Source organism: Bifidobacterium sp. LH_558, from assembly GCF_056356295.1.
Window position 1 is genome coordinate 67441 of the sequence record NZ_JBKETZ010000005.1, and the last position, 24590, is coordinate 92030.

13 protein-coding genes and 1 pseudogene are annotated in these 24590 nt (G+C 57.8%); 9 read left to right on the top strand and 5 right to left on the bottom strand.

Annotated features, from left to right (window positions below; translation table 11 throughout):
- The first annotated feature begins 115 nt into the window (after positions 1 to 115).
- Together glnA and AC1AV0_RS07645 are read left to right on the top strand one after the other, a co-directional pair.
- Positions 116 to 1453: a type I glutamate--ammonia ligase gene (glnA, locus tag AC1AV0_RS07640; protein ID WP_476572710.1), complete on the top strand. Its 1338-nt coding sequence runs from the start codon at positions 116 to 118 to the stop codon at positions 1451 to 1453.
- Between the two features lie 87 nt (positions 1454 to 1540).
- A complete protein-coding gene (locus tag AC1AV0_RS07645) occupies positions 1541 to 2689 on the top strand; it encodes an MFS transporter (RefSeq protein WP_476572972.1) in 1149 nt (382 codons plus the stop codon).
- Positions 2690 to 2893: 204 nt separating this feature from the next.
- On the opposite strand, the gene AC1AV0_RS07650 is transcribed toward AC1AV0_RS07645, so the two are convergent.
- The gene (locus tag AC1AV0_RS07650; protein ID WP_476572712.1) at positions 2894 to 5563 is read right to left on the bottom strand and encodes a family 78 glycoside hydrolase catalytic domain; all 2670 of its coding nucleotides are present in this window, start codon (positions 5561 to 5563) and stop codon (positions 2894 to 2896) included.
- Between the two features lie 226 nt (positions 5564 to 5789).
- On the bottom strand, positions 5790 to 6869 hold the full coding sequence (locus tag AC1AV0_RS07655) for a LacI family DNA-binding transcriptional regulator (protein ID WP_476572715.1): 1080 nt from the start codon (positions 6867 to 6869) through the stop codon (positions 5790 to 5792).
- Positions 6870 to 6993: 124 nt separating this feature from the next.
- Between AC1AV0_RS07655 and AC1AV0_RS07660 the strand changes: the two genes are divergently transcribed.
- Positions 6994 to 8055 carry a family 43 glycosylhydrolase gene (locus AC1AV0_RS07660; RefSeq protein WP_476572974.1) on the top strand — a complete coding sequence of 354 codons (1062 nt, stop codon included), beginning with the start codon at positions 6994 to 6996 and terminating at the stop codon, positions 8053 to 8055.
- Positions 8048 to 10480 carry a glycoside hydrolase family 3 N-terminal domain-containing protein gene (locus tag AC1AV0_RS07665; RefSeq protein WP_476572717.1) on the top strand — a complete coding sequence of 811 codons (2433 nt, stop codon included), beginning with the start codon at positions 8048 to 8050 and terminating at the stop codon, positions 10478 to 10480. The genes AC1AV0_RS07660 and AC1AV0_RS07665 overlap by 8 nt, the downstream gene beginning before the upstream one ends.
- Positions 10481 to 10581: 101 nt before the next feature.
- Here the strand turns inward: AC1AV0_RS07665 and AC1AV0_RS07670 are convergent, their stop codons facing one another.
- Together AC1AV0_RS07670 and AC1AV0_RS07675 are read right to left on the bottom strand one after the other, a co-directional pair.
- Positions 10582 to 12438, bottom strand: a complete 1857-nt coding sequence (locus AC1AV0_RS07670) for a family 43 glycosylhydrolase (protein WP_476572719.1) — start codon at positions 12436 to 12438, stop codon at positions 10582 to 10584.
- A gap of 162 nt (positions 12439 to 12600) precedes the next feature.
- On the bottom strand, positions 12601 to 14916 hold the full coding sequence (locus tag AC1AV0_RS07675) for a beta-glucosidase (protein ID WP_476572721.1): 2316 nt from the start codon (positions 14914 to 14916) through the stop codon (positions 12601 to 12603).
- 509 nt (positions 14917 to 15425) lie between these two features.
- Here AC1AV0_RS07675 and AC1AV0_RS07680 point away from each other — a divergent pair.
- The 4 genes and pseudogenes from AC1AV0_RS07680 to AC1AV0_RS07695 form a co-directional block, all read left to right on the top strand.
- Positions 15426 to 15593, top strand: a pseudogene (locus AC1AV0_RS07680) (hypothetical protein); the annotation flags it as partial.
- A gap of 99 nt (positions 15594 to 15692) precedes the next feature.
- A complete protein-coding gene (locus AC1AV0_RS07685) occupies positions 15693 to 17612 on the top strand; it encodes a glycoside hydrolase family 2 TIM barrel-domain containing protein (RefSeq protein ID WP_476572976.1) in 1920 nt (639 codons plus the stop codon).
- 27 nt (positions 17613 to 17639) lie between these two features.
- On the top strand, positions 17640 to 19250 hold the full coding sequence (locus tag AC1AV0_RS07690) for a beta-N-acetylhexosaminidase (RefSeq protein WP_476572723.1): 1611 nt from the start codon (positions 17640 to 17642) through the stop codon (positions 19248 to 19250).
- A gap of 138 nt (positions 19251 to 19388) precedes the next feature.
- Positions 19389 to 21437: a hypothetical protein gene (locus tag AC1AV0_RS07695; protein ID WP_476572725.1), complete on the top strand. Its 2049-nt coding sequence runs from the start codon at positions 19389 to 19391 to the stop codon at positions 21435 to 21437.
- A 24-nt stretch (positions 21438 to 21461) separates the two neighbouring features.
- Here AC1AV0_RS07695 and AC1AV0_RS07700 read toward each other — a convergent pair whose 3' ends face one another.
- On the bottom strand, positions 21462 to 22739 hold the full coding sequence (locus tag AC1AV0_RS07700) for a helix-turn-helix transcriptional regulator (protein WP_476572727.1): 1278 nt from the start codon (positions 22737 to 22739) through the stop codon (positions 21462 to 21464).
- A 180-nt stretch (positions 22740 to 22919) separates the two neighbouring features.
- Here AC1AV0_RS07700 and AC1AV0_RS07705 point away from each other — a divergent pair, with 180 nt between their 5' ends.
- Positions 22920 to 24470: an MFS transporter gene (locus AC1AV0_RS07705; protein WP_476572730.1), complete on the top strand. Its 1551-nt coding sequence runs from the start codon at positions 22920 to 22922 to the stop codon at positions 24468 to 24470.
- Positions 24471 to 24590 lie beyond the last annotated feature (120 nt).

A 24590-nucleotide genomic window follows, 5' to 3' on the forward strand; every position in this document is an offset into this window, starting at 1 on the left:
TGGCGAGACAAAATCGGAAGACAATCGCGCTTGCGATCCGTCGTACGATACGCGAGCGGTGGGAATCGCGCGTGTTAACGAGGGTCGTAACACGGGTGTGGAACGATAGGCGACTATGGATAAACAGCAGGAGTTTGCACTGCGCACGGTCGAGGAACGCGACGTGCGTTTTATTCGCTTGTGGTTCACGGATGTGTTGGGGACCTTGAAGTCCGTGGCCATCGCGCCGGCCGAGTTGGAGGCCGCGTTCGAGGAGGGGCTTGGCTTCGACGGTTCCGCGATCGAAGGCATGACTCGTATTTCGGAGGACGATATGATCGTCCAGCCCGATCCCTCCACCTTCCAGATCCTGCCGTGGCGTGGCGGCCCTCAGGGTACGGCCCGCATGTTCTGCGACGTGCTCACCCCCGAAGGCGAGCCCAGTCTGGGCGACCCGCGTCACGTGCTTAAGCGCGCGTTGGCCAAGGCCAAGGAGAAGGGCTTCACCTTCTACGTGCATCCGGAGATCGAGTTCTATCTGTTCGAAAGCCAGGACGACTGGTCCAAGGCTCCCACCCCGATCGACGAGGGAGGCTACTTCGACCACGTGCCGCGCAGCCCCGGCATGGACTTCCGCCGCGCCACCGTGAACATGCTCGAACAGATGGGCATCTCGGTGGAGTACTCGCACCACGAGGCGGGCCCCGGTCAGAACGAGATCGACCTGCGGTACGCGGATGCCCTCACCACGGCCGACAACATCATGACCTTCCGCACCGTGGTCAAGGAGATCTCCCTCGAACGCGGCATCCATGCGAGTTTCATGCCCAAACCGATCGCCGATGCGCCCGGCTCCGGCATGCACACGCATCTGAGCCTGTTCGAAGGCGACTCCAATGCGTTCTATGAGGCCGGTCAGGAGTTCAACATGTCCCTGACCGCCCGCCAGTTCGCCGCCGGCATTCTGGCCCACGCGGCGGAGATCTGCGCCGTCACCGACCAGTACGTCAACTCGTATAAGCGCCTGTGGGGCGGCAACGAGGCTCCGAGCTATATCTGCTGGGGCCACAACAACCGTTCCGCGCTGCTGCGCATCCCGCAGTACAAGCCCGGCAAGGGCAATTCCGCGCGCATGGAGTTCCGTGGTCTCGACCCGGTGGCCAACCCGTATCTCGCTTACTCTGTGCTGCTGGCCGCAGGCCTCGACGGCATCGAGAAACAGATGACGCTGGGCGAGCCGACCAGCGACGACGTGTGGGAGCTCACCGATGCCGAACGTCAGGCGATGGGCATCGAACCGCTGCCCACCTCGTTGGGTGCCGCGTTGCGCGTGATGGAGAAGTCCGATTTCGTGGCCGATGTGCTCGGCGAGCATGTGTTCGAGTATTTCCTGCGCAACAAGCGTCACGAGTGGGAGGAATACAACCGTCAGGTCACTCCGTTCGAGTTGAAAAAGTACCTGCCCAAGCTGTAAGCGAGCAATTACGCTGTGAACAACAACGCAACGCAATCCGATCGGGCGACATCCTCGCCCGATCGTTTTTTCACGCTGCCGGTGACGATGCTGATCGCCGCGAGCTTCATGCTTGGCATGAGCGAATTCGTCGTCGTGGGTATCCTGCCGGACATCGCACGCGGACTGGGCGTCACCGAGGTGACCGTCGGCAATCTGGTGTCGGTGTTCGCGTTCTTCTACGCGCCCTGCACGCCGCTCGGTTCCGCCATCACCGCGCGGTTCCCGCGATTCGTCACACATATGACGTTGATGACGGTGTTCCTCGCCGGCAATGTCTTATGTGCGTTCGCGCCGAACTATCCGGTGCTGCTGGTCGCCCGACTGCTGATTGCCGCCGTCTCCGGCACGTTGGTCGCGATGGCCATGACCTACGCGCCCGACGTGACGCAGGAGCGGTTCCGCACGCAGTTCATCGCATGGGTGTTCTCCGGCTTCTCCATCGCCTCCGTAGTGGGTGTGCCGGTGGGCACCTGGATCGCCGATTCGTTCGGCTGGCGATGGACCTTCCATCTGATCTCCGTGCTCACCGCCGCGTTGATGGCGGCGATGGTGATGGTGCTGCCGCGTAACTCGCATCCGGTGAAGATCGGGTTCCTGAGGCAATTCCGTCTGTTCTTCGATCGCCGCATCCAGTTGGGCGTGCTGGACGTGATGTTTGGTGCCGCGGCCAGCTACGTGTTCTATACGTATCTGACGCCGATTATGCGCGACGAAATCGGCGTGCCGACTCGATACCTGAGTCTCGGGTTGGTGATTTACGGCGTGGCCTGCCTATGGAGCAACCTGTATGGCGGCAAACTCGCCGACCGAGGTAGGGGAGTGGAGCCGCTCACCCATATCCGACCGATCTACTGCGTGCAGGCCGTATGTCTATGCCTGCTGGCGTTCGCCTCGTGGATGCCCGGTGCGGGCGCGCTGCTGCTCGTGGCGCTCGGCATGCTCATGTATCTGCAGAACGCCGCCTCGCAGGTGTTGTATATGGACGTGGCCGCGCAGTCGCATCCCGGATCGCTGAACCTCGCCGCGTCGCTCAACTCCATGAGCTTCAACATCGGCATCGCCCTCGGTTCGGCAGTGGGCGGTGTGGTCAACGATACGGTCGGTCTTGCATGGCTCGGCCCGGCCGGTGCCGTCTTCGCACTGCTCGCCGCCGGCACAGCCACGATGCTACGCCCGTTCATCGAGCGTCGATAGAAGCGAGAAACACAGGGAGGTCGACCATGACGCCGGATTACCGTCCCGGGCATTACAGACCCCGCGACACACGTTGCACGGCAATCCTTCATACTGGATGTAAGACCCACGTTGTGTCACTTAACCCGGAATCGCAATCTCATACGAGACTCGATTCATCAATGCGACCCGTATGAGATTGCGTATTCCAATGTGCTGGATCAGCTACCGGTGCATCAGCACGTCTTCGCCCACCGACCATTCATAAGTGCCATGACCCACCGTCGGAACGTTGCCATCGCGAATGGCATCAGCACCCGCATCGGCACCATTCGCGTCGACGCTGCTTAAGAATGGGACCTCGGCGGTTACGCCAACCGGAATTGCCGCGCGAACGGTGATAGTCCCGTTGTCCGCACGTGTCCACTCAACTGCGATACGCCCGTATGGACTGTTATGGGTGAACGAAGCGTGCGTGAGGTCTCCCAGAGGTTTCGGTGCGATACGAATAAGACGGTAAGCCGGTTCAAGCGCGGTTAACCCAGCAATCGTGCGATGCATCCAATCGGCCACCGCTCCGAGCGAATAATGGTTGAAGGATGTCATCTCTCCGGGGTTGATGCTGCCATCGGGCAGCATGGAATCCCACCGTTCCCAAATCGTCGTCGCTCCCATGCTCACGGGATACAACCATGACGGGCATGTGGTCTCGGTGAGCATGCGCATGGCCACATCGACGTGTCCGGTATCGGTAAGGGCATCGCAAATCAGCGGTGTTCCGACGAAACCGGTGGCGACATGGTATCCATTGGAACGGGCCAGCGCGGCAAGACGTTCGCCCGCATACCGACGTTGCGCGTCATTATCGAGCAGATCCCATTCCACCGCCATGGCATATGCGGTTTGCGAATCGCAATCGATATGTCCTTCTGCTGTGACGTATGCCCGACGGAAGTCGGCGCGTACACGCCTGGCGATGTTATGGTAATGCCTTGCTGCGTCGGCCTCGCCAATCGTATCAGCGGCTTGTGCGACTATTGACGTACAGTGGGCATGGCATGCCGTGGCGACGAGTGCCGCCGGGGTGCGTGCGGCCGCCGGGTTGTCCGGCGGTGCCGCGGGATCGAGCCAGTCGCCGAATTGGAATCCGGTGTCCCATAGGCCGTTCGGACTGAGCAGGGATTCCACTTTATCCACCCACGCCCGCATGCTCGGGAACTGCACGGCGAGCACGTCTTGGTCGCCGGTCGCCCAATGGATGTTCCACGGCACGGTGACGGCGGCATCGCCCCAAGCGGCCGCCGGCGGATTGTCCTCATATGAGGTTTTGAGCGTCGGAACCACATGCGGGACTCCGCCGTCGGGGAATTGCTCCGCTGCGAGATCACGCAGCCAGGATCGTAGCAGACCGGATACGTCGAACAATGAGAGCGCGGTGGGGGAGAATATGTTGATATCTCCGGTCCAGCCGAGGCGTTCGTCTCGTTGGGGGCAATCGGTGGGCAGATCGACGAAATTCCCGCGTTCGCTCCATACGACGTTGTCGTGCAAACGATTGAGCCGTGCATCCGAACAGTCGAACCAGCCGGTGCGCGTGAGTTCGCTGCCCACGATGACCATGGTAATGTCTTGAGGATCCGGTTGCGGCATACCTTCGACTTGGATGTAACGGAAGCCGTGCAGTGTGAACATCGGTTCTAGTGTGATGTCGGTGTCGTCTCCGAGCAGGTATGTGTCGGTGGCCTTGGCCTTGCGCAATGGGCGGATTCCCAATTCTCCGTGTTCGATGACTTCGGCATGTTTGATCGTCACCGTTGATCCGGGAGCGGCAGTATGCGCATTGACTCGGACCCAGCCGACTGCGTTTTGTCCAAAATCGACGAGAATTTTCCCAGTGGGCGAAGTCCAGATGCGTTCGGCGGATCTGGTTTCGATTGGTCGGATGGATGGGCCCTGCGGAGCGACCAGCGACACGTTGTCCATCGGCAGTTCCTCGACGGGATAACGGGTGGAATCCGCAGGATGGGAACAATCGATCGTGGCGCCGTCATAGAGGTCGTTGGCGATGATGACACTGTTGTGCGCCGTCCATGTGCGGTCGGTGGCGATGATGGCTGTTGTGTCGTCGTCATAAGTGATTTCCAATTGCGCAAGGAAAGCGAGCCGATCACCATAAATCGCCCGTTTGCCTTCCCACCCAAGATGACCGCGATACCAGCCGTTGCCCAGCAGAGCCTCGATGGTGTTCTCGCCATGAGCAAGAAGGGAAGTCACGTCATATGCCTGATAGCGCAGACGTTCCGGATATGATGTCCAGCCTGGCGCCAAAACGGTGTCGTCCAGTCTCCTGCCATTGATGGTGACCTGATATATGCCATGTGCCGTGGCATACAGACGTGCTTGTTTCACCGGCTGGTCGAGCGCAAAGGTGGAAGTCAGCGCGGGTGCCGGAGCGTCAAGTCCGCCGATGCCAACGGGGGAGATGAACGTTCCTCGCCAGTCGCCGTTGTCCATCAGGCCGGTTTCAAACGCGAATGGTTCGCTCCATGAGGACCATGCCGAGCCGTCGCTGACCCGAATGCTCAGGGAAATGGTTTGCCGTTCATGCAGATCCTCGAAGGGCCAGGGCACCATCACCTGTTGTGGGGAATGGATAATGACATTGTGCGCAACGCCGCCGATGTGCGTTTCTATTTCGTAGGCATGCTGGACGAAATCCGTTGCGGTGTCGCTGCCATATCGCCAAGATAACCGTGGTGTCGGGGTCCCGATCGTGAATATCGGGGATTGAGATGAGAAATGTTCAAGTGCTATGTGTTGGGGAGAAGGGACCATGGATAAATCCTCCGTTGGATCTTTGCCGATGATGATATTGTCATCCACGATGATCAGCATCTTATGGAAAACGTTCTACACAATTCATAGTATGCTTGTGTCTGCAATATTGCAAATTCCAAGGTGAGGTTCCGGATGCGTCAGCAGACCAACTGCTCTTGTTGGACTGTCAACTTGAGTCGTTGGTTGGACTGGGTCGTTGGTTGTCCCGAGTCGTTGCTGGGGTCGAGCTTATCGGTATGCGTAAGCGACTGATGCCCGTGAACGATGCTCTGACTCGATAGGGCTACCGCCGAGGTTCGCCGCTCGAACTGCGAATGATAAGTTCGGGTGTTTCGATGCGGCAAATTGGCTCGGTGCGCCCCTCCATACGTGTGAGAAGCAGATGCGCGGCTTGGGATCCAACGCTTTCGGCCTTCTGGTCAAGCGTGGTGAGGCCGACGCCGTGCAGACCCGATGCGAACACATTGTCATAGCCGACGACGGTAAGGTCGTTGGGAATGGAGATGCCGTGTTCATTGGCGGCGCGCATCACTCCGAAGGCGGCGATATCCGCGCCCGCAAAGACCGCAGTGGGAAGTTTGTCCTCCGCCATCAGCGTTTCCATGGCCTCGTATCCGCCCTGTTCGGAGTAATACGAAGCGATGACATGGGGTTTGAGGCCATGCATGGTCATACCGCGCTCGTACCCCTCCTGGCGTGACGCGGTTGATAATACATATGGCGGTTTGAGATCGGAACTGGGCATGCCGATATAGGCGATTTCACGGTGTCCAAGCTCGATCAGGTAATCCACCATGCGCAGTGTGCCTTCGAATGCATTGTCGGTTACTGAATCGTAGTGGGCGCCGATGCCGTTGCGGGCCACCAATACCGTGGGCAACGTTTCGGCGAGGTTCTCGATCCATTCGATATCCATGAACGGCGATATGATGATGAGCCCGTCGACCTGCCTGTCGGTAAGTGATCGAATCAATTTCTTTTGGGCTTCGGCGGCGGATCCGCAGTCCGAAGGACTGGACGCCAACAATGGCTGGTAGCCCGTCTTCTCGAAGGAATCGACGATGCTTTGCGCCACCTGGACTGGAAACAGTGATGACAACTCCGGTATTACGATGCCGACGGAGTACGACTTTCCGCGCATGGAACGTGCCGCCGCCCGAGGCCGATAGCCGAGCTGCTCAATGGCCGCCGTGACCTTGGCTTTCATGTTGTCGCTGACGCCGTAGGCATCTCGAAGCACTTTTGAGACCGCGGATACCGAAACGCCCGCTGCTTTGGCGACGTCCTTGATGGTGACTCCGTTGGTGAACGATACGTCATTGTTCTTTTCGGAGCTGTGCTCCTCGTTGTGAGTCCTATCCATGGTTGAATCATAAAACAGATGTGGTGATTGTCATAATTCATGACGTAGTATGCTATAGTTTCATATAACGTTCTACACAATGTTGTGTGCGACATGCACAGTGATCAACCGAAAGGCATAAATGATGTATCAAAGCTTTCAACCTGGACGTCCATGGTGTGATACCACGGGCAATCTCATCCAGGCTCACGGAGGATCCATATTCTACGAGCAGGGCACGTACTACTGGTACGGCGAAAACAAGGAGAAGACGGATGGCATCAACGGCATAGCGCATTGGGGCATGCGCTGTTATTCGTCGACCGACCTCTATAACTGGACCGATCGAGGCGTCATCATCCAGCCCGAACCGGATGATCCCCTATCGCCGCTTAACCCTCGGCTGCCTGCTGACCGACCCCATATCATCTTCAACAGAAGCACGGGATTATATGTGTGCTGGATCAAGTGCATGTACGACGACGGCAGACAGATGTCCGTCGTGTACACGGCCCCGCACATTCTCGGCCCATACACACGGGTGCGGCAGAACCTGCGGCCGTTAGGCATGGATGCCGGCGATTTCGATCTGGCCGTCGCTCCGGACGGTAAGGCCTATTACTATTTCGAACGCGTCCATTCGGAAACGATCTGTGCCGATCTGACTGACGACTATACCGATGTGACCGGCTATTACAGCACGCATTTCCCGCAACCAGGGCCGCCCTATGTGCGTGAGGCGACCGCGCATTTCACAAGGGATAACCGGCATTACCTCATCACTTCGGGGACGACGGGATATTATCCCAATCCCTCGCAAGTGGCCGTGGCGGATACCTGGCATGGTCCATACACCGTTATCGGCGATCCCCATCCTACGGATCCCACGCATACGTCGTTCCATTCACAGATTTCCTCGGTGTTCAAAGTGCCTGGCAAGAAGGATCTGTATATTGCTTGCGCCGACCGCTGGATTCCGGAAGCCGCCGAGAGAAATGTGCGTTACGAGGATTACGCCCAGTCGGTTGCGGATGCCTTTGCTCCCGGCGTCGATCCGTCGAAGCGATTGGACATCGCTCCGGTGCTCGAGTTCTATGGCCAGAACACCTCGCAGGCGACGTATGTATGGCTTCCTCTTATCTTCCATGAGGATGGCCAGGTGACTATCGAATGGAAGGACGAATGGAGGATCGAGGACTATGACTGAAACCACCCGATGGAAAGACACCACGCTGACGCCGGCCCAGCGGGCCGCTGATCTTCTCAAGGAATTGAGCCTTGACGAGAAAATGGCACAGGTCGTCGGCTTCATGCCAAACGAGTTCAACGATGACGCATTGCGCACGATGCGCGAACGGTATCCTCATGGTGTGGGGTCGATCAGCTGCTTGGCGATGAGAGGCATGAACACCCTTGAAGAGGCCGCCCTATGGCAACGTCGTGTGCAGGAAAGCGCAATGGCGTTGAGCGAACATCGTATTCCAGCGATTTTCCATATGGAGGGTTTGTGCGGTGCGTATATCCCCACGGCTACGAGTTTCCCGACAGGCATCGCCCGCGGCTCGACTTGGGATCCGCAAGTGGAGGAGGAAGTCGCCGATGTCGTCTCGAGGCAGGAGCGTGCGATCGGCGTTACGCACACGTTTGCCCCGGTGCTCGACGTGTCGCGTGATGCCCGCTTGGGACGTATGGGCGAAACCTACGGAGAGGATTCGACGCTGGCCGCCGCGATGGGCGCCGCCTATGTGAAGGGCATCCAGCGAGCGGATCCGGATGGCCGTGCAAGCGATGCGGTGGCCAAACACTTCTGCGCATTCCATGACTCGCTGGCCGGTATCCACGGCGCGAATATCGAAATCAGCGATATCGAATTAATGGAGACCTACGCCAAGCCGTTCCAATGCGCAATCACCGAAGCCGATCTCAAAGGCGTGATGCCATGCTACGGGTCCATACACAACCGTCCGGCATCGGTGAACCGCTGGCTGCTGACCACGTTATTACGCGAGCATATGGGTTTTGACGGGACTATCGTGGCCGACTACAGCGCCATCACCAACGTGCATACCGCACAGCGGCTGGGAGAAAGCCTTGCCGATGCCGGTGAAATGGCGTTGCGGGCGGGCATGGATCAGGAATTGCCCAATCGCGAATGCTTCAATGATGAGGTGGAGGAACGTCTGCGTGACGGCGACATCGATATGGCGTTGCTTGATCGGGCCGTCCTCAACGTGCTCGAAGCCAAATTCCGCATGGGGTTGTTCGAGCATCCATTCGCGCTCGAAGGTCGGATTCTCGAAGATCGGTTCCATCATGCGACGGATGAGTCGGTCACCGAGCGTGCCGCCCAGGAATCGATGGTGCTGATTGCGAACGATGGCACGTTGCCCATCGCGAACAAGCCCATGACCATCGCGGTGATCGGCCCGCATGCGGTGAATTCGCGGTATCTTTATGGCGGGTACACGCATTTGAGCATGGAGGAGGGCATGGTCGCCGTGGCCACATCGATGGCGGGCGTCGGCGGCGATCGCACATTGCATGGCCGGCACTACACGGCGATTCCCGGTACGCAGATTCAAGCCGATGACGATCCGGCGCTTGATGCCGTGTTGCGCAAACATCGTCCGGATGACCGCACAATGCTTGACGAATTGAAGACGCTGCTTCCGCAGGCGACGTTCATCTACGCGCAAGGCTACGACCATTCCGGTACGGATACGTCGCGCTTCGAAGAGGCTCTGCAGGCCGTGGGGCAGGCCGATGTGGTGATCGCTACGGTCGGAGGCAAATATAGCACGGCTTCACTGGCTTCAATGGGCGAAGGGGTCGATGCGACGGATATCAATCTCTCGCCTGCCCAGGAGTCCTTTATCGAGGAGGTCGGGCATACCGGCAAACCATTGGTGCTTGTTCATCTTGATGGTCGAGCCATTTCCAGCGATGCCGCAGACCAGTACGCCAATGCGATTCTCGAGGCATGGAATCCTGCGCAGACCGGTGGCCGAGTGATCGCGCAGACGCTTGCCGGACTGAATAATCCCGGCGGCAAGCTGCCGACAAGCGTGGCGTATTCCGCCGGACAGGAACCGGTGTTCTACGACCATCTCAATGGCTCGTCGACGCATCAAAGCGAAAGCGTTGGATTCCCCGATTATGTGGATATGCCGCATCATCCGCGGTATGCCTTCGGCCACGGCCTGTCATATACCACGTTTGAATTCTCGGATCTCGTTATGGAGGATGCCGAGGTCGATCCTCTCGCCACGGTGGGGATCGACGCCACGGTGACGAATACCGGTGCGATGGCCGGCGACGAAGTGGTGCAGCTTTATGTGCGTGACCGATATGCCAGTATGACGCGGCCGTGTATGGAGTTGGCGGGTTTCAAGCGTGTTCATTTGGAGGCTGGTCAGTCCGCCACGGTGCATTTCGTGATGCGGGCCAGTCAGATGGCATTGCTTGACGTCGATCGTCGGTGGAAAGTCGAATCCGGTGATTTCGATGTATATGTCGGCGCATCCTCCGATGATCTTCCGTTGCAAGGCGAGTATCGCGTGAACAGCGACGCATATGTTGATGGTCGGTGCCGTGGCTTCCATGCCGATGTCATGGTGAGCATCGAGCAATGATGAATGTTCGCTGAACCAAACGGCGTCCGCATCCTTTTGTTGAAGATGCGGACGCCGTTTGCTATTTGATTATTCCGATCAGTGAACGCGCATCGGTGGGCTTATGCGTGTTGCGTGACTTGCATGGTGGTGCCGTGGGTGATTCCGGAGCGGTTGAACGCGTCGACGCGCACGAATACATCCTGTCCGGCGACAAGCGCGCCGACGTGGCACGTGTCGGAACCGAACACCATGGAGCTATGGTAGAGCTTGTCGGGCCTATACCCCCACAGCACATTGTGCCCGACGGCTTGGGGGTCGTGCAGCCAGGAAACGGTCATGTCGAGGCCGTTGTTGCGTACCGCCTCCACTCTGGAAGGCGATGAAGGCGCCGAGCCCCGCGCAACGCCGAATACTCGGATGCCCGACACGCATGCCGGTTGACGGAAAGGCATTTCGGCGATCGTCAGCCGTAGATAGCGCAGCTCCACGCCCTGTTCATGCACGAGACAGGGATGCGGTCTGTCTTGAACCGTCCGATCGGGATCGAGCCGATCGTCGAGGACGTCCCATGTCTGTGCGTCAAGAGAATACTCCAACAGCCATCGTGTGGCGTGGCGCTTCATATCGATTGCCCGGTTGCCTGTTTTCGCGTTGATCGAGGGCGCATCCGCCGGCCGCTTGGCGACGATGCCCTCGTCCGCGAAATTCAATTGCACCGCGCGTACGTCGTAGGGCGCGCCGAGGTCGACCATGGCCCATTGACCGGAATCGGCCGTATCCGCGCGCCACCATGTGCGTGCATGCTCGTCGGTGAGATATGCCGCACGGTCGGTTCCGGATGATACGGTCGTCGCCGCCCCGTAGGAGAGCAGCATCCAATCCGGTTCGCTCCATGCCGGCGCTTGCGGGTCGATGGGCCAATCGCCGTACCGCTGGTCGCAGAACAGTTCTCCGTCGTCGTCGAATCCGGCCTTCCACAAAGCCAGCCGCCGTTCCATGTCGTAGTTCACCGAGATCACCATGGTGGCGATATGCCACCACCGACCGTCTTCGTCGCACATCGTGGAGCCATGTCCGCCGCCGTTCATGAAGCCGCCTGGCTTGTATGAATAAGGATTGTTGGAAGCCAAGGTGAACGGGCCAAGCGGCGTGTCCGCGACGAACACCCCATCGCCGTAGACGTTGTATTGTGTGCCGGGCGTGGCGTATTGCAAATAATATTTGCCTTGGTGCTTGGTCATCCAGGCGCCCTCGATATAGGGGTCATTGCCGAGGAAGGACCGTGCCGCCGCTCGTAGTTTGTCTTCGTCATCCATGCCCATCGTCTGACGTTGCTCAAGTGGCATGGCCATCATGCGTTGGACCATCGCGTCGATTTCGGCTTCGATCTGGGCATTGCTTTTCGGTGCTTGGTGGTCGTCGCCGATGCGGTCGAAGCCACGATGCGTGACGTCCCCCGAGATGAGCGCGACCGGTTCTCCCTTTTTCAGCATGGTGTCCGGATCGAGTTCTACGCCCCAAATCGGAGTCGTGTTGGAACACCCCCAATACAGGTATAGGCGGCCGTCATCGTCGCGGAACAAGTCCGGGTCCCAGAAATCGAAACTTCCGTCGATGCGTTCGAACGGCTGATGTATAGGATCCTTGGAACGATAGAACGGGCAGTTCTCGCCCATCTTGGATGCGCAGAAGTACAGCCAGTCGCCGACGACGCACACGTCGGGGGCATAATCGACAACCGGTATCGCGTCCGGTCCGCCGACAAACTCATGGAATTGCCAATTGACGAGGTCATCGGAGACGAAGAATCCGGCGGTCATCGATGGGAAGACCCAATACCGTCCTTGGAACGATACCATCGAGGGGTCGGCGGCTTCACGGTAGATCCGGTCCGGCGCGTCGGTGGAGATCTGTGGGTTTGGCTGAACGTACTGATATCGGTAATCGAGATCGAGCGGGTTGCAGTAATGGCTCATGGGCATTCCTTCTCTTGTTTCCGTTCTGCGGGAGGGATCGTCCACGGAACGGTGTTGTTGATTGTCTCGCATGCTTGTTCGGCTTTGGCTATTTTTCGGGCATCGGCCCATCGACAAGGCGAAACCCGTTATGCGAGTTGTGCTCTGTCTTGTGTGCTGGCTCTAGGAGTTGAGCGCAGCCAGAATCCGATCGAGATTGTCTCTGGTCAGTGCCCCGTTCGACCAGTCGGCCACTTTGGCGAGTGGCATGTCCATGCTTGTCTCCATGGCGTCAAAAGGCATATCGTCAGTGTCATCGTCCTTTGCGCAGCTGGTGGGCGGTTCCTGAGGGTGCATGCTCCGTGTGGGTGCATCGTCCGGCTTGCCGTTCTCGTCTGGGGTGGGGTGCGCCTGCTTCATCAGACCGGCGAGGATTTGCGCGCCTTTGGGATCGGCGCTGATCTGACGGATGGTGCTTTCCGGAGTGAAGATCGGGCGGGGAGGGTTGGTTTCGGTGAGCGTAACCGTCGCGCTCACCGGCAGGTTGGCGCTTGATCCGCCGACGGCGATGGTGTATGTGCCGTTTTCGGCGCGCCAATCATCGGTGAGTTCGCTCCAATATGCGAAGGCACGTTTGCCTAAGGTGAATGTCACCGTGTGCGTTTCGCCGGGTTGAAGCGATACCTTCTCGAATGCCTTGAGTTCTTTGACGGGGCGTGGCACGGCGGCGTGAGTGGGGAATACGTAGCATTGCACGATTTCCTTGCCTGCGGAACCGCCCGTATTCGTCACGTCGACCGACACCTCGATCGTCTCGTCATCGGTGGGTTCGCTGTTCGACACCTGCATATTGCCGTAGGAGAATGTTGTGTAGCTCAGTCCGTAGCCGAAGGGGAAACGCACATTCATGTTTTTCGTGTCGTAGTAGCGGTATCCTACGAACACTCCTTCGGCATAGCAGTCCGTATCCGGCCGGGGGTAGATGAGCGAGCAGGGGGTGTCGCTGAGTTTGATCGGCCAGGTCTCGGCAAGTTTGCCGCAAGGATTCGCCGTACCGGTGATCAGTGCCGCCGCGGCTTCGCTTTGCCCCTGCCCGCCGCAATACATGGCCAGTAATGCGTCGGGCAGGTCGAGCCAATCGCCGGCAAGCGGTGCTCCGGCGAATAGCAGCATGATGATTGGTTTGCCCGTGGCCTTGAGCGCTTCGAGCAACGCTATTTGATTCGCAGGCAGGTCGAGGTTCTTTCGGTCGAAGCCTTCGGACTCCGCCAGGGCGGGTAGGCCCGCCGCATATACGATGACGTCGGCGTCGCGGGCTGCCATCAATGCCTCGTCCGTCATTGTGTGATCGACGGCGTTTGTTTTGATGCGATATCCGCGTGCGGCGACGACATCGAGGTCGGTCGCAGCAAGTGTTTCGACCAAGGTTTGGGAATGTGTGGGATTGACGTTGCTGGAACCGCCGCCTTGAATGCGCGCCTGCTGTGCAAGCGCTCCGATCAATGCGATTTTGGTGTGAGGCGACAGTGGGAGCGTATGGCGGCGATTGCGGAGTAGAACCGCGGTTTCCATGGATGCGGTGCATGCCAGTGTGTGGTGGGAGTCGTAATCGCATGATGATGAAGATGCGCGACCGGAGACCGCTTGATCGACAAGCGTGAGTATGCGCCGCACGGTTTCGTCGAGTGTGGCCTCATCGAGTGTTCCGCTTTGCACGGCTTGTATGACGGCGTGAATATAGTCGTCGCCGCAATAGGGCATTTGGAGATCGAGTCCGGCCTCAATTGCCTGAACCCTGTCCCATACACCCGACCAGTCGGAGACGGTGACTCCCTTGAATCCCCATTGGCCGCGGAGCACGTCGGTCAGCAGCCATGCGTTTTGACAGCAATGTTCGCCGTTGAGCCGGTTGTATGCCCCCATCACCACCCAGGGGCGTCCTTCGGTGATGGCGATTTCGAAATTGGGCAGATAGATTTCCCTCAACGTGCGTTCGTCGATCTGCGCGTCAACGGTGAATCGGTTCGTCTCCTGGTTGTTGGCAGCGAAATGTTTGACGCAGGCGCCCACTCCTTTGGATTGGACGCCACGTACATAGCCGGCTGCCAATTTGCCCGCGAGTAACGGATCTTCGGCATAGTACTCAAAATTTCGTCCGCATAGTGGGCTGCGTTTGATGTTCACCGACGGCCCAAGCAATACGTCGACTTTCTGGTCGCGGCATTCCTCGCCGATGGCGGCTCCGACTGCATACGTGAGTTCCGTGTCCCATGAATTGGCCAGCGTGGAACCCGAAGGGAAACATGTGGCGGGATTGGAGGCAAACGCTCCGAGCATATCGGCGTTGCCTCCTTGACGACGCACGCCGGCGGGGCCATCGACCAGATTGATCGACGGTACTTTGCCGTGGGCCTCATATGTGCCGTTGAAGCTGATGCCCGAACAGAGCCGTGCTTTTTCCTCAAGCGTGAGTGATTGCAGAGTGGTTTCGATGTCCATGGTTCCTCCCGCATCCGTCATTGGACGCTGCATGCTATGTAATACGTCAACGATTACTATACACGAAAAGTGTATATCAATATACAAAAATGCTCGTCAAAAGGCCTTGGTTGTGCTCGAAGACTGCGATGATGACTTGAAAAATATTGTGTTTCTCAGAAAACTGAGAACATTGTTGACTAAATATGGTGTATAGTTGTGTAGAACGATATCGGCGATATGGCTTAAGCGGTGAATGAGTGGTCTTGAATCGTATCGGCTGTGATATCTATGGTCTCTAGAGCAAAGGAGCTTGGTTCATGCATACAATCACACTCGAGGATGGCTGGAAGCGTCGCGTTCTTGGCGACGATGAATGGCATGTGGCCATGGTTCCGGATGATGCAATGCTCGAGGCGCCGCGAAGCGCGACCAGTCCCAATGGCACGGCCGGGGCGTTTTTCGACGGTCAGGCAATCGAGTATCGACGTATGGTTCACGTTCCGGATGAATGGCGTGGCCATGCGGTCATGCTGGAATTCGAAGGTGTGTACAAAGATGCCACGATCCTGCTCAATGGTCAGCGTGTCGCCTTCCATGCATATGGGTACACGGGTTTCGTCGTCGAACTCACGGATCATCTGGTGTATGGGGCGGACAACGAGTTGACGGTCATAGCCGATAACTCCAAGATGCCGAACTCCCGGTGGTATACGGGCACAGGCATCTATCGACCCGTATTGTTGCATGTGGCTCCTCTCTCGCATATCGCGTTGCATGGTGTACGGATTGCCACAGTGAGCACTCAGCCTGCGCGTGTGCGGGTGGTCACGCAGATCGAAGGCCCCTCCTCGTCGCAGGACGATATCTCGATTGCCATACTTGACGCCAAAGGCGTTGAAGTTGCCCATGGCAATGGCGCGGATGCCACCATCGAAGTGGGAGCGGCGCGGTTGTGGAGTGCCGAGGACCCGTATATGTACACGTGTGTGGTGCGGCTCGAACGGGACGGCGAGATGATCGACGAAACTTGCGAATCCATCGGCATTCGCATGATTGAATGGTCTCGCCGAGGCTTGTTCGTCAACGGCCGGTCGGTCAAATTGCGTGGTGGCTGCGTGCACCACGACAACGGTGTGATCGGCGCCCGAGCCTTGGAGGAAGCGGAATGGCGGCGTGTCCGCATCATGAAGGAACAGGGGTTCAACGCCATACGTTCTGCTCATAACCCTGCGTCGCAGGCGCTCAAACGCGCTTGCGACGCATACGGCATATATCTCATCGACGAGATGTGGGACATGTGGTATGAGCGCAAGAATCGTTACGACAACGGACTGAACTTCGAAGCGAACTGGCGCGAGGATCTCACCGCGATGATCAAGGGGGACTACAACCACCCCAGCATCATCATGTACTCGATCGGCAACGAGAACATGGAACCGTATTGCGAGCGGGGGGTGAGTACGGCACGGGAACTGACCGAGGAGATCCACGGACTTGACAATAGCCGGCCGGTCACTATTGGCTGCAATATCCTGTTGTTGATGATGGCCGCCGCAGGAATCGGTTTGTACCATGAGGACAGCGGTCAGTTCGCCGTTGATCAGAACGACGCCCAGACCGATGGCAGCACGCAATTCAATGAGAGCATGTCATTGTCAAGCGAAAGCGTGCAGGCGCAGGCGGCGAATGAAATGGCCGATGCCCTGTCTTCTCCGGTGCTCGACACGGTGGACGTCGCCGGATACAACTATGGTGCGATTCGTTACGACAAGGAAGGCGAACTGCATCCGGATCGGCTGATCTACGGCAGCGAGACCATGCCGTTCGATATTGCGCGCAACTGGCGGCAAGTGATGTCCCATGACTATATCGTCGGCGACTTCATGTGGACCGCATGGGATTATCTTGGCGAGGTGGGGATCGGATCATGGAGTGATCGCGAAGATGCCGGCAATTTCCAAAAACCCTATCCATGGCTGTTGGGGGAGGCCGGTGTGATCAACATCATCGGCGTTCCCGATGCCTCGGCGGCGTATGCCGGCGTGGTGTGGGGCAAGCGTACGGATCCGTATATCGGCGTGCGTCCCCCGCGTCCGGCGGGCACCAAGTTGCACCGTGGCGGTTGGCGGGGTACCGATGCCATCGATAGTTGGAGCTGGTCGGGCCATGAGGGTGAACCCACCGTTGTGGAGGTATATGCGCACGACGGCGTCGCGGTCGAACTCATGGCAAACGGCAGGAAGCTCGGTATGAAACCGCTTGACGAGTATCGTGCCATGTTCGATGTGGCCTATGAGCCTGGCGTGCTCGAAGCGCGTGTGCTGGATGCCGACGGACATGAGCTTTCCCATACCTCGTTGACGTCCGCGCAGGCGGATCTGCATCTCACGCTCAATCCCGAACCAACATATACCGGCGACGGCTCGGTGGTGTTCGTGGACGTGGCTCTTGTCGATGTGGACGGAGTGGTGGAATCGTCGGATGACCGCACCATACAGGTGCAGGTCGAAGGCGGTGAACTTATCGGTTTCGGCAGTGCCCAACCGGTGACCGAGCAACGATTCGACAGCGGCACCTATGACACCTACCGTGGCCGGGCGTTGGCCGTGGTGCGTATGCGGGACGGTGAAACGACGGTCACCGCGACCGATTTGTCTTCCGGGCGCATCGCTTCGTGTGCGCTCGGCGCCCAACGACATGACGACGGCAAATGAACGTCAAGCCATTCATAAGGAAGAACAATGTCCATTACGTTGATTCCATGCCCACAACACGATGAAAGCCTTACCGGTGTTTGGGCGATGCCCAGGACACCGCATGTGGCCAATGATGGGTTCGCCCCGTACTGCTATGCCGCGTTTCTTGAACGTTGCGGCCTGACCGAAGACGATGTCGTTCCTGCGTCGGATGATGAATCCGCCGACATCGTGCTTCGCCGTGATGCGGCACACCTAGGCGAAGAGGAGTACCGGCTGGCGATTCGATCAGACGGCGTCACCATCACCGCGGCCGATGAACACGGCGTCATCCACGCGCTCACGAGTCTGTATCTGCTTGTCGTGGGCGATGAGCCCGGCTGTGTGGAATGCCGTGTCATCGAGGATATGCCGCGTTATCGTCACCGTGGTCTGAGTTTCGACTGCGTGCGGCACTTTTTCGATGTCGACGAAGTGCTGCGGGTCATCGAAGCGATGTCGCTTAATAAACTCAATGTGCTTCACTGGCATCTGACCGATGACCAAGGTTGGCGCATCGAAAGCAAGCGATATCCGGAACTGGCCGCACAGCCGGGCAATCGGTTCTACACGCAGGGGGAGATTCGTCACGTAGTCGCATACGCGCGCGATCGAGGCGTCGAGGTCATCCCCGAAATCGAAATGCCAGGTCATATGCGAGGATTGCTGGTGTCCCATCCCGAGCTGAGTTGCACGGGGGAGCATGTCGATTATGCGACGCAATACGGCATTCACGATGTTATTCTGTGCCCTGGCAAGGAGGACACATTCACCGTGATGAACGGCATCCTCGATGAGGTGTGTGAGCTGTTCGACTCTCCGTATATTCATATCGGCGGCGATGAGGCCCCCAAGACCAAATGGGCGTCCTGCGCACGTTGCCAAGCGCGCATGACAGCGGAGGGGCTGGTCGGTCTTGAACAGCTGCAAGGATATTTCACGAACCGCATCGCCTCTCATCTGGTGCAGGACGGGCGTGTTCCGATCTGCTGGAACGAATCGCTGGATGCGACGAACCTCGATCCGGGCGTTGTGATCCAATTCTGGACCCCGTCCCACCAGGAACGCATCCGACCGTATATGGATCATGGCGGTCAATTGGTGTTTTCGGATATGTTCGACCTGTATCTCGACTATCCCGCCAGTATGACGCCGATGCGTCGGATATATGAGACCCGCCCCATTATCGAAGACGTCGACTACACGGATTATCCCGGTATGCTCGGTGTGGAGGCGGCCATATGGTGCGAGCATGTCGACAGCGTGCAGGATTTGGAACGCCGTGTTTTTCCTCGATTGATCGCGCTCGCGGAGAATGCATGGTCCGGACCTCGACAAGGTGACGAGAGCTACCGCGACTTCCTACGTCGCCTCGCGGACATGCTGCCGTTGCTTGAACGCATCGGAATCGCACATCTCGACATCGACCGGTGCGATCCACAGGGCGCCGAACGTCAGCGAGAGACCTTTTCCTATATGACGCAGCTGAGCTCGAACCTGGCCGAGGGCACCGCTGAGGCATCGCAACCCAACGAAGCCTTCCAGCATGCTTTTATGACCAAGTTCTTCCGGCCGGAGGATCTTCCGTTGCTGGGCGGCATGGCAGGCAAAGCATAACGGAATGCACCGCAGATGAGAGCAACCCCGACCGTGCGGATCCGTTCCCAAAGGCCGTAGTCGGAACATCGTCTTTCGGAAACGGCATAGCCTCACCCACATGTATCTATATATCGTTAAGTAATCGGAGGAACAACAATGGACACTTCTGCAATTGGATCCCTGCAAGGCATGACGTTCGCGCAGTCATATGATCCCGACCATCGCGAAGGCTTCGTCGATGTCGACGAATGGCGCGAAAACCCTGTGCCGCACCGGTACGTTCATGGCGGATTTACCGATTCCCACACACGATTCTCCATGTATTGCCCTCCGGCAGGGGGCTTCCGTGGGCGTTTCCAGCAGCATGTCACCCCCTTTCCGGTGAGTGAATGCACGGCGCAGGGGGCCACGGGCGCGGAGGATAAAATCGGTTTCGCCATTTCCGCAGGGGCTTTCTTCCTGGAGACCAATGGGGGAGGAGAGGGCAGCGGTGGTCCTGCATCCGATGCGGATCCCACCTATTCCGCTTATCGTGCGAACGCCGCCTGCGCGATGCTCTGCAAGTATTTGGCCACGTTGATCTATCCCGACCATGTCGGGAAGATATACGGCTATCTATACGGCGGATCGGGCGGAGCCTACCGAACGTTCGCCTCCGCTGAACATACGGAAGGCGTCTGGGACGGTTTTGTGCCTTTTGTGCCCGGAAGCCCCATGGCGTTGCCCAATGTGTTCAGCGTGCGCATGTATGCGCAACGAGTTCTGCGCAACAAGTTCGCCGACATCGTGGACGCGTTGGAGCCGGGCGGTTCGGGCGATCCGTATGCCACCCTCAACGAGGAAGAGGCCGGAGTGCTGCGAGAGGCGACACGGATGGGATTCCCGATTCGCTCATGGTTCGGATATCGCACGATGGGCACTCAAGGATTCACCGCCATCTATCCGGGCGTCAAAGCGGTTGATCCGACGTATACCGAGGATTTTTGGACCAAGTCGGGGTATCTCGGCACGGATCCGGCGTCTTCGGTGGGCGATGATCGGTTCCGTGAGACCATTGAGGTCGTTCGCCCGCTGACTCGTCGCGAAGGCATCGATCGGGGAATCGTCGAAGGCGCCCGTGAGGAGGCCGCCGGAGGGGTTGATCACGCGTTCGAGAATCCCGAATTCGCGGATGACGCGGTGATCGGCTTCGTGATGTCGAAATCGTTCACCGACCAGCCGCTGGGTCTGGAGGCGCGCGTGCTCGATGGGGAACATTCCGGCAGGGAGTTTTTGATACTTGAAACGGTCGGCGATGCCGCAGTATTCGGCCATTTTTCGGCGTTTGACCTTGAGTGTGGCACGCATGTGGAACTCAGCAACGATGGTCTGCTTGCGGTGCAGACCTACCATCGGCATCAGGTTCCGCCTGCGGATTCGGATTATCGCGTATGGGACCAGTTCCGCAACCCTGACGGCACGCCGATATATCCGCAGCGTCCATTGCTGGTGGGACCTGTGTTCGCTCGGTCGACCGGTTGCTCGGAGAATGGTTCGTTCCATGGCAAGATGATCGTGCTCGCCAGCGCGTTGGACCGTGATTCCTTCGCATGGCAGGCGGATTGGTTCATGACCCAGGTCGCCCATGCGAATGGCGGCTCGGCGCAATCCGTGGCACGCTTGTGGTACACCGATAACGCGCTTCATGGAGACGACGGATCGCAGTCCGAAGAGGATCCTATTCGTATCGTGAGTTATCTTGGCGTGCTTCAGGAGGCGTTGCTCCAATTGGCCGATTGGGTGGAAAATGATGTACCGCCTTGCGAGACCAGCGGATACCGTATCGATGACGGACAGCTTCTGCTGGAGCCGACCGCTGCAGGCCGTCATGGTGTGCAACCAGTGGCGAAGTTGATGGTTAATGGTGCCGAGGGCCGGTGCGAGGTCGCGGTTGGCGAGCCCGTTACGGTGCGGGTCGAGGCGCGGTCTCCTGAAGGCGCGCCAGGCGTCGATCGTATCGAGTGGGCCGTCGATGGGCGGGAGATGTTTACCTCCAGCGAGGATGTCGATCCGGCAGCGTGTGTGGAACGTTCGCGGACCTGCCGATTCGACCAGCCGGGTGAATACTTCGTTGCCGCTCGTGTCACGTCGCAACGTGCGCAATACGTGGGCACCGAGCTTGGCGCTCTGCTGAACGTGGTTCGTGCGCGTGTAGTGGTGCGGTGACTAGCTCTTAGCGTTTGACTTGCCCTATCGTGTTGCCCCTGTCCGGTTGTTTCGATTGGACAGGGGCAAACGCGTATGTGGCCGCCGATGTTCATCTCGATAATGTTTTGGGGTGATTCCGGTCACCTGACGGAATGTGGTTTGGAATTGCTGTTGGGACGTATACGACAGCTGTTGGGCGATTCGGGCCAGCGTAAGATCCGAGGACTCTAGAAGAAAACAGGCTTCGCGCACTTTCCTCTCGCGTATATATGCGGCCAACGTGGTACCTGTCTCCCGTTTGAATCGCTGCTGGAGATATCCCACGCTGACGCCCAGTCGTGAAGCGATCGTCGAAGAGGAGATTCTTTCGGCTCGGTGGGTCTGAATGAGTTGACACGCGCGTGTGATCATGGCGGAACAGTGTGGCGGCAATTGCACGTCGGCAACGCGACGTGCGAAATCGGCCAACATGGTAACGAGTTCCTCGGTTAGGCGTGCATATTCGTCGATATGCTCAAATCGTTGAATGTAATAATCCACCAGTCCTGAGCATGTATCGGAGTCGAGTCCACCGGCTTTGGCATATGTCGCGGCTTGCGGGGCGGCGGCAATGGCTATGTTCTTCAAAGTGCGTAGATCGGTTGCCGAGGCATGCTGCAATCCGTGTGGGTCTAAATGATCGGCTGGATTCTCCAGAAAAGAGACAAGATCCTGAGGGCGTCCATCGCGAATCATGGCGCCGACTTCCACTATGGGATACGAATCGATAAGCGGCAGAACCGTTGGCGGCGATGGAACGTCGCCGGAAGTCGTGGCAAGGCCTTGATATTGGATTTTTACGCTTTGCGTCTCGTCATGACGAACCATGGCGGCCAGCAGATTGATCATAAGCACGAAATCGGAGGGGGAACGGTGCGGCAGAAGGCGCATGTGTGGCATGGCGCCATCAAGCAGGTCGTGATCGATGCCGAGTTCCATGAACAAGCGTGCCGTCTGCGTTCGCGTCGGGATTGCGGGAGTCGCGGGGCCGATAATGAGATACCTGTTGTCGTCGGGCAGCAATACGCAGCCTGCCATGAACAAATCCGTGGAAAAAACATGGAAGACGGGTTCGGTGCCGAGGCTGTCGCGGAGATGGGGGTTGATAAGCGCATGGGCGAGATTGACGGCATACGTGTGTTTTGGCCAAGCGGCAACGAGGCGATCGTTGCGGAATAGTTGCACATCGGTGTGAAACGCCGCCGCAAAGCGCTCGAGTTGGATGTTGGGCAGCGAATCATTGGCGTCGTCATTGGCGATAGTTGGTAAATCGTTATTCATTAATATGATGCTTCTTTGCGTTTTCTTCTTGTTCAATAGTTATGTTTTTTATAATATCACTATGAAAAACATAAAAATATAGAGAATAATAATTGTTGTTTGCATATGTTTTTGTAAATCGTTCTCTAAGATAACAGGTAATGCACGATACGAGTGCATCCGCAACGAAGGAGTTCGGGAATGAAAACAACAACCAAAGAAAAGAATCCAGACAAAGTCGGATTCGGCACATTGCTGCTATGGACTAGCAGTGGGGCTTCGCAGGCCGTGCAGATGGTGCTGTTCGGTCTGCTTACGATTTATTGCACCAATGCGTTGGGAATGGACGCGGCATTGGTGGGTACGCTGTTGCTGGGTACCAAAATCGTGGATGGCGTTGTGGATCTGTTCTACGGTTATGCCATCGACCGCACGAACACGAAGCTTGGTCGTGGCCGTCCGTACGAACTGATGATCATCGGCCTGTGGGTGACCACATGGCTGCTGTTCTCCGTGCCTGCCTCGGCGACCATCATGGTCAAATCGATATGGGTCGTCGTCTGCTACACGCTGTGCCAGAGCGTGTTCAAGTCCTTCTTGAGCATTTCCGGCACGCCGTATATGGTCAGGGCGTTCAATAACGAGCAAAAGTACATCAAGCTCAACTCGTGGGGTGGTCTGCTGACCACGGCGATCATCATGATCTTCAATATCGTGTCCCCGATGCTGTATGCGCCGATCGTGAACAATGCCGCCGGATGGAGCAGGCTGGTTCTGTTCCTCGCCATTCCGTGCGCCATCATCGGTATGCTGCGCTTCTTCTTCGTGCCGGAGCGGTATCAGGTGGAGGTTACGACGGAGAAGGTGCGTTTGAAGGACGTGATCACCGTCCTTAAGACCAACCACAATATTTATCCGGTCGCCGTCATGACTTTGGTGACGACGATGATGGGTGCGATGCCGGTCACCTCCTACTACTTCCTGTACATCGTCAAGGATCTGGCGATTAGCGGCGTGTTGAGTTTCTTCCAGATCATCGCCATGCTGACGCTGATCTTCTATCCGATGATTCTGAAGAAGCTGTCCGTCAAACGCTTCATCCAGCTCTCCCTGATGCTGTCCGTCGTATACGCGATCGTCGCGTTCCTCGCGGGAAGCAACCTCATCGCTCTAGCCATCGCCGGCATCATCCTCGGCATGTGCACGCTGGCGCCAAGCTATCTCGGCAACCTGCTGGTGATCGAATGTGCCGACTACAACGAATATCGTGGCCAACAGCGTATGGAGGGCACGCTCACTTCCATCACAAGCTTCTTCAACAATTGCGGTTCCGCATTCGGCTCCTTCGTGCTCGGTGTCCTGCTGTCCGCAGCGGGCTTCGACGGAACCAAGCAGGTGCAGCCGGATTCCGCCATCTTCATGATCCGATTCATCTACGCCATCCTGCCCGCGATTTTCATGGTGATCGCCGCGCTTATTCTGCAGGGATACAAGATCGATAAGATGAAGCCGGAGATCACCGCCGCAATCGCCGCAAAACAAGCGAAACTTAATGCGGCAAACGAGTCGGATGCTGCCGACATGGCCACCGCAGCTGCTGATGACAATGGTGGGGCCGATTATCTGAAACCGTTGGAGGAGGCAATCGAGGTCAACGCGAATGCGTTGCCGAATGCAACGATCCAGCCATTGAACGGACAGATGTCGGATCCCATTCCCACATCTGCGATAGATGGGGAGAAACAGGAATAACCATCTATTTGTGAGGTTCTTCGCAGCTCTGCGCGCACGGCTCCGGTTTCGGCCGGGTCCGTGCGCATCGTCCTCCCTGGCAGGGGGCGGAGTATACGAGTTTATGAAAGGAAGGGCATG

What these genes read in the sequence shown, in the direction of transcription:
- AC1AV0_RS07690 (WP_476572723.1), top strand. Translation starts at nt 17,640, where the DNA reads ATGTCCATTACGTTGATTCCATGCCCACAACACGATGAAAGCCTTACC.
- AC1AV0_RS07675 (WP_476572721.1), bottom strand. Translation starts at nt 14,916, where the DNA reads ATGGACATCGAAACCACTCTGCAATCACTCACGCTTGAGGAAAAAGCA.
- AC1AV0_RS07655 (WP_476572715.1), bottom strand. Translation starts at nt 6,869, where the DNA reads ATGGATAGGACTCACAACGAGGAGCACAGCTCCGAAAAGAACAATGAC.
- AC1AV0_RS07695 (WP_476572725.1), top strand. Translation starts at nt 19,389, where the DNA reads ATGGACACTTCTGCAATTGGATCCCTGCAAGGCATGACGTTCGCGCAG.
- AC1AV0_RS07665 (WP_476572717.1), top strand. Translation starts at nt 8,048, where the DNA reads ATGACTGAAACCACCCGATGGAAAGACACCACGCTGACGCCGGCCCAG.
- AC1AV0_RS07670 (WP_476572719.1), bottom strand. Translation starts at nt 12,438, where the DNA reads ATGAGCCATTACTGCAACCCGCTCGATCTCGATTACCGATATCAGTAC.
- AC1AV0_RS07650 (WP_476572712.1), bottom strand. Translation starts at nt 5,563, where the DNA reads ATGCTGATCATCGTGGATGACAATATCATCATCGGCAAAGATCCAACG.
- AC1AV0_RS07660 (WP_476572974.1), top strand. Translation starts at nt 6,994, where the DNA reads ATGTATCAAAGCTTTCAACCTGGACGTCCATGGTGTGATACCACGGGC.
- AC1AV0_RS07705 (WP_476572730.1), top strand. Translation starts at nt 22,920, where the DNA reads ATGAAAACAACAACCAAAGAAAAGAATCCAGACAAAGTCGGATTCGGC.
- AC1AV0_RS07700 (WP_476572727.1), bottom strand. Translation starts at nt 22,739, where the DNA reads ATGAATAACGATTTACCAACTATCGCCAATGACGACGCCAATGATTCG.
- AC1AV0_RS07645 (WP_476572972.1), top strand. Translation starts at nt 1,541, where the DNA reads ATGCTGATCGCCGCGAGCTTCATGCTTGGCATGAGCGAATTCGTCGTC.
- glnA (WP_476572710.1), top strand. Translation starts at nt 116, where the DNA reads ATGGATAAACAGCAGGAGTTTGCACTGCGCACGGTCGAGGAACGCGAC.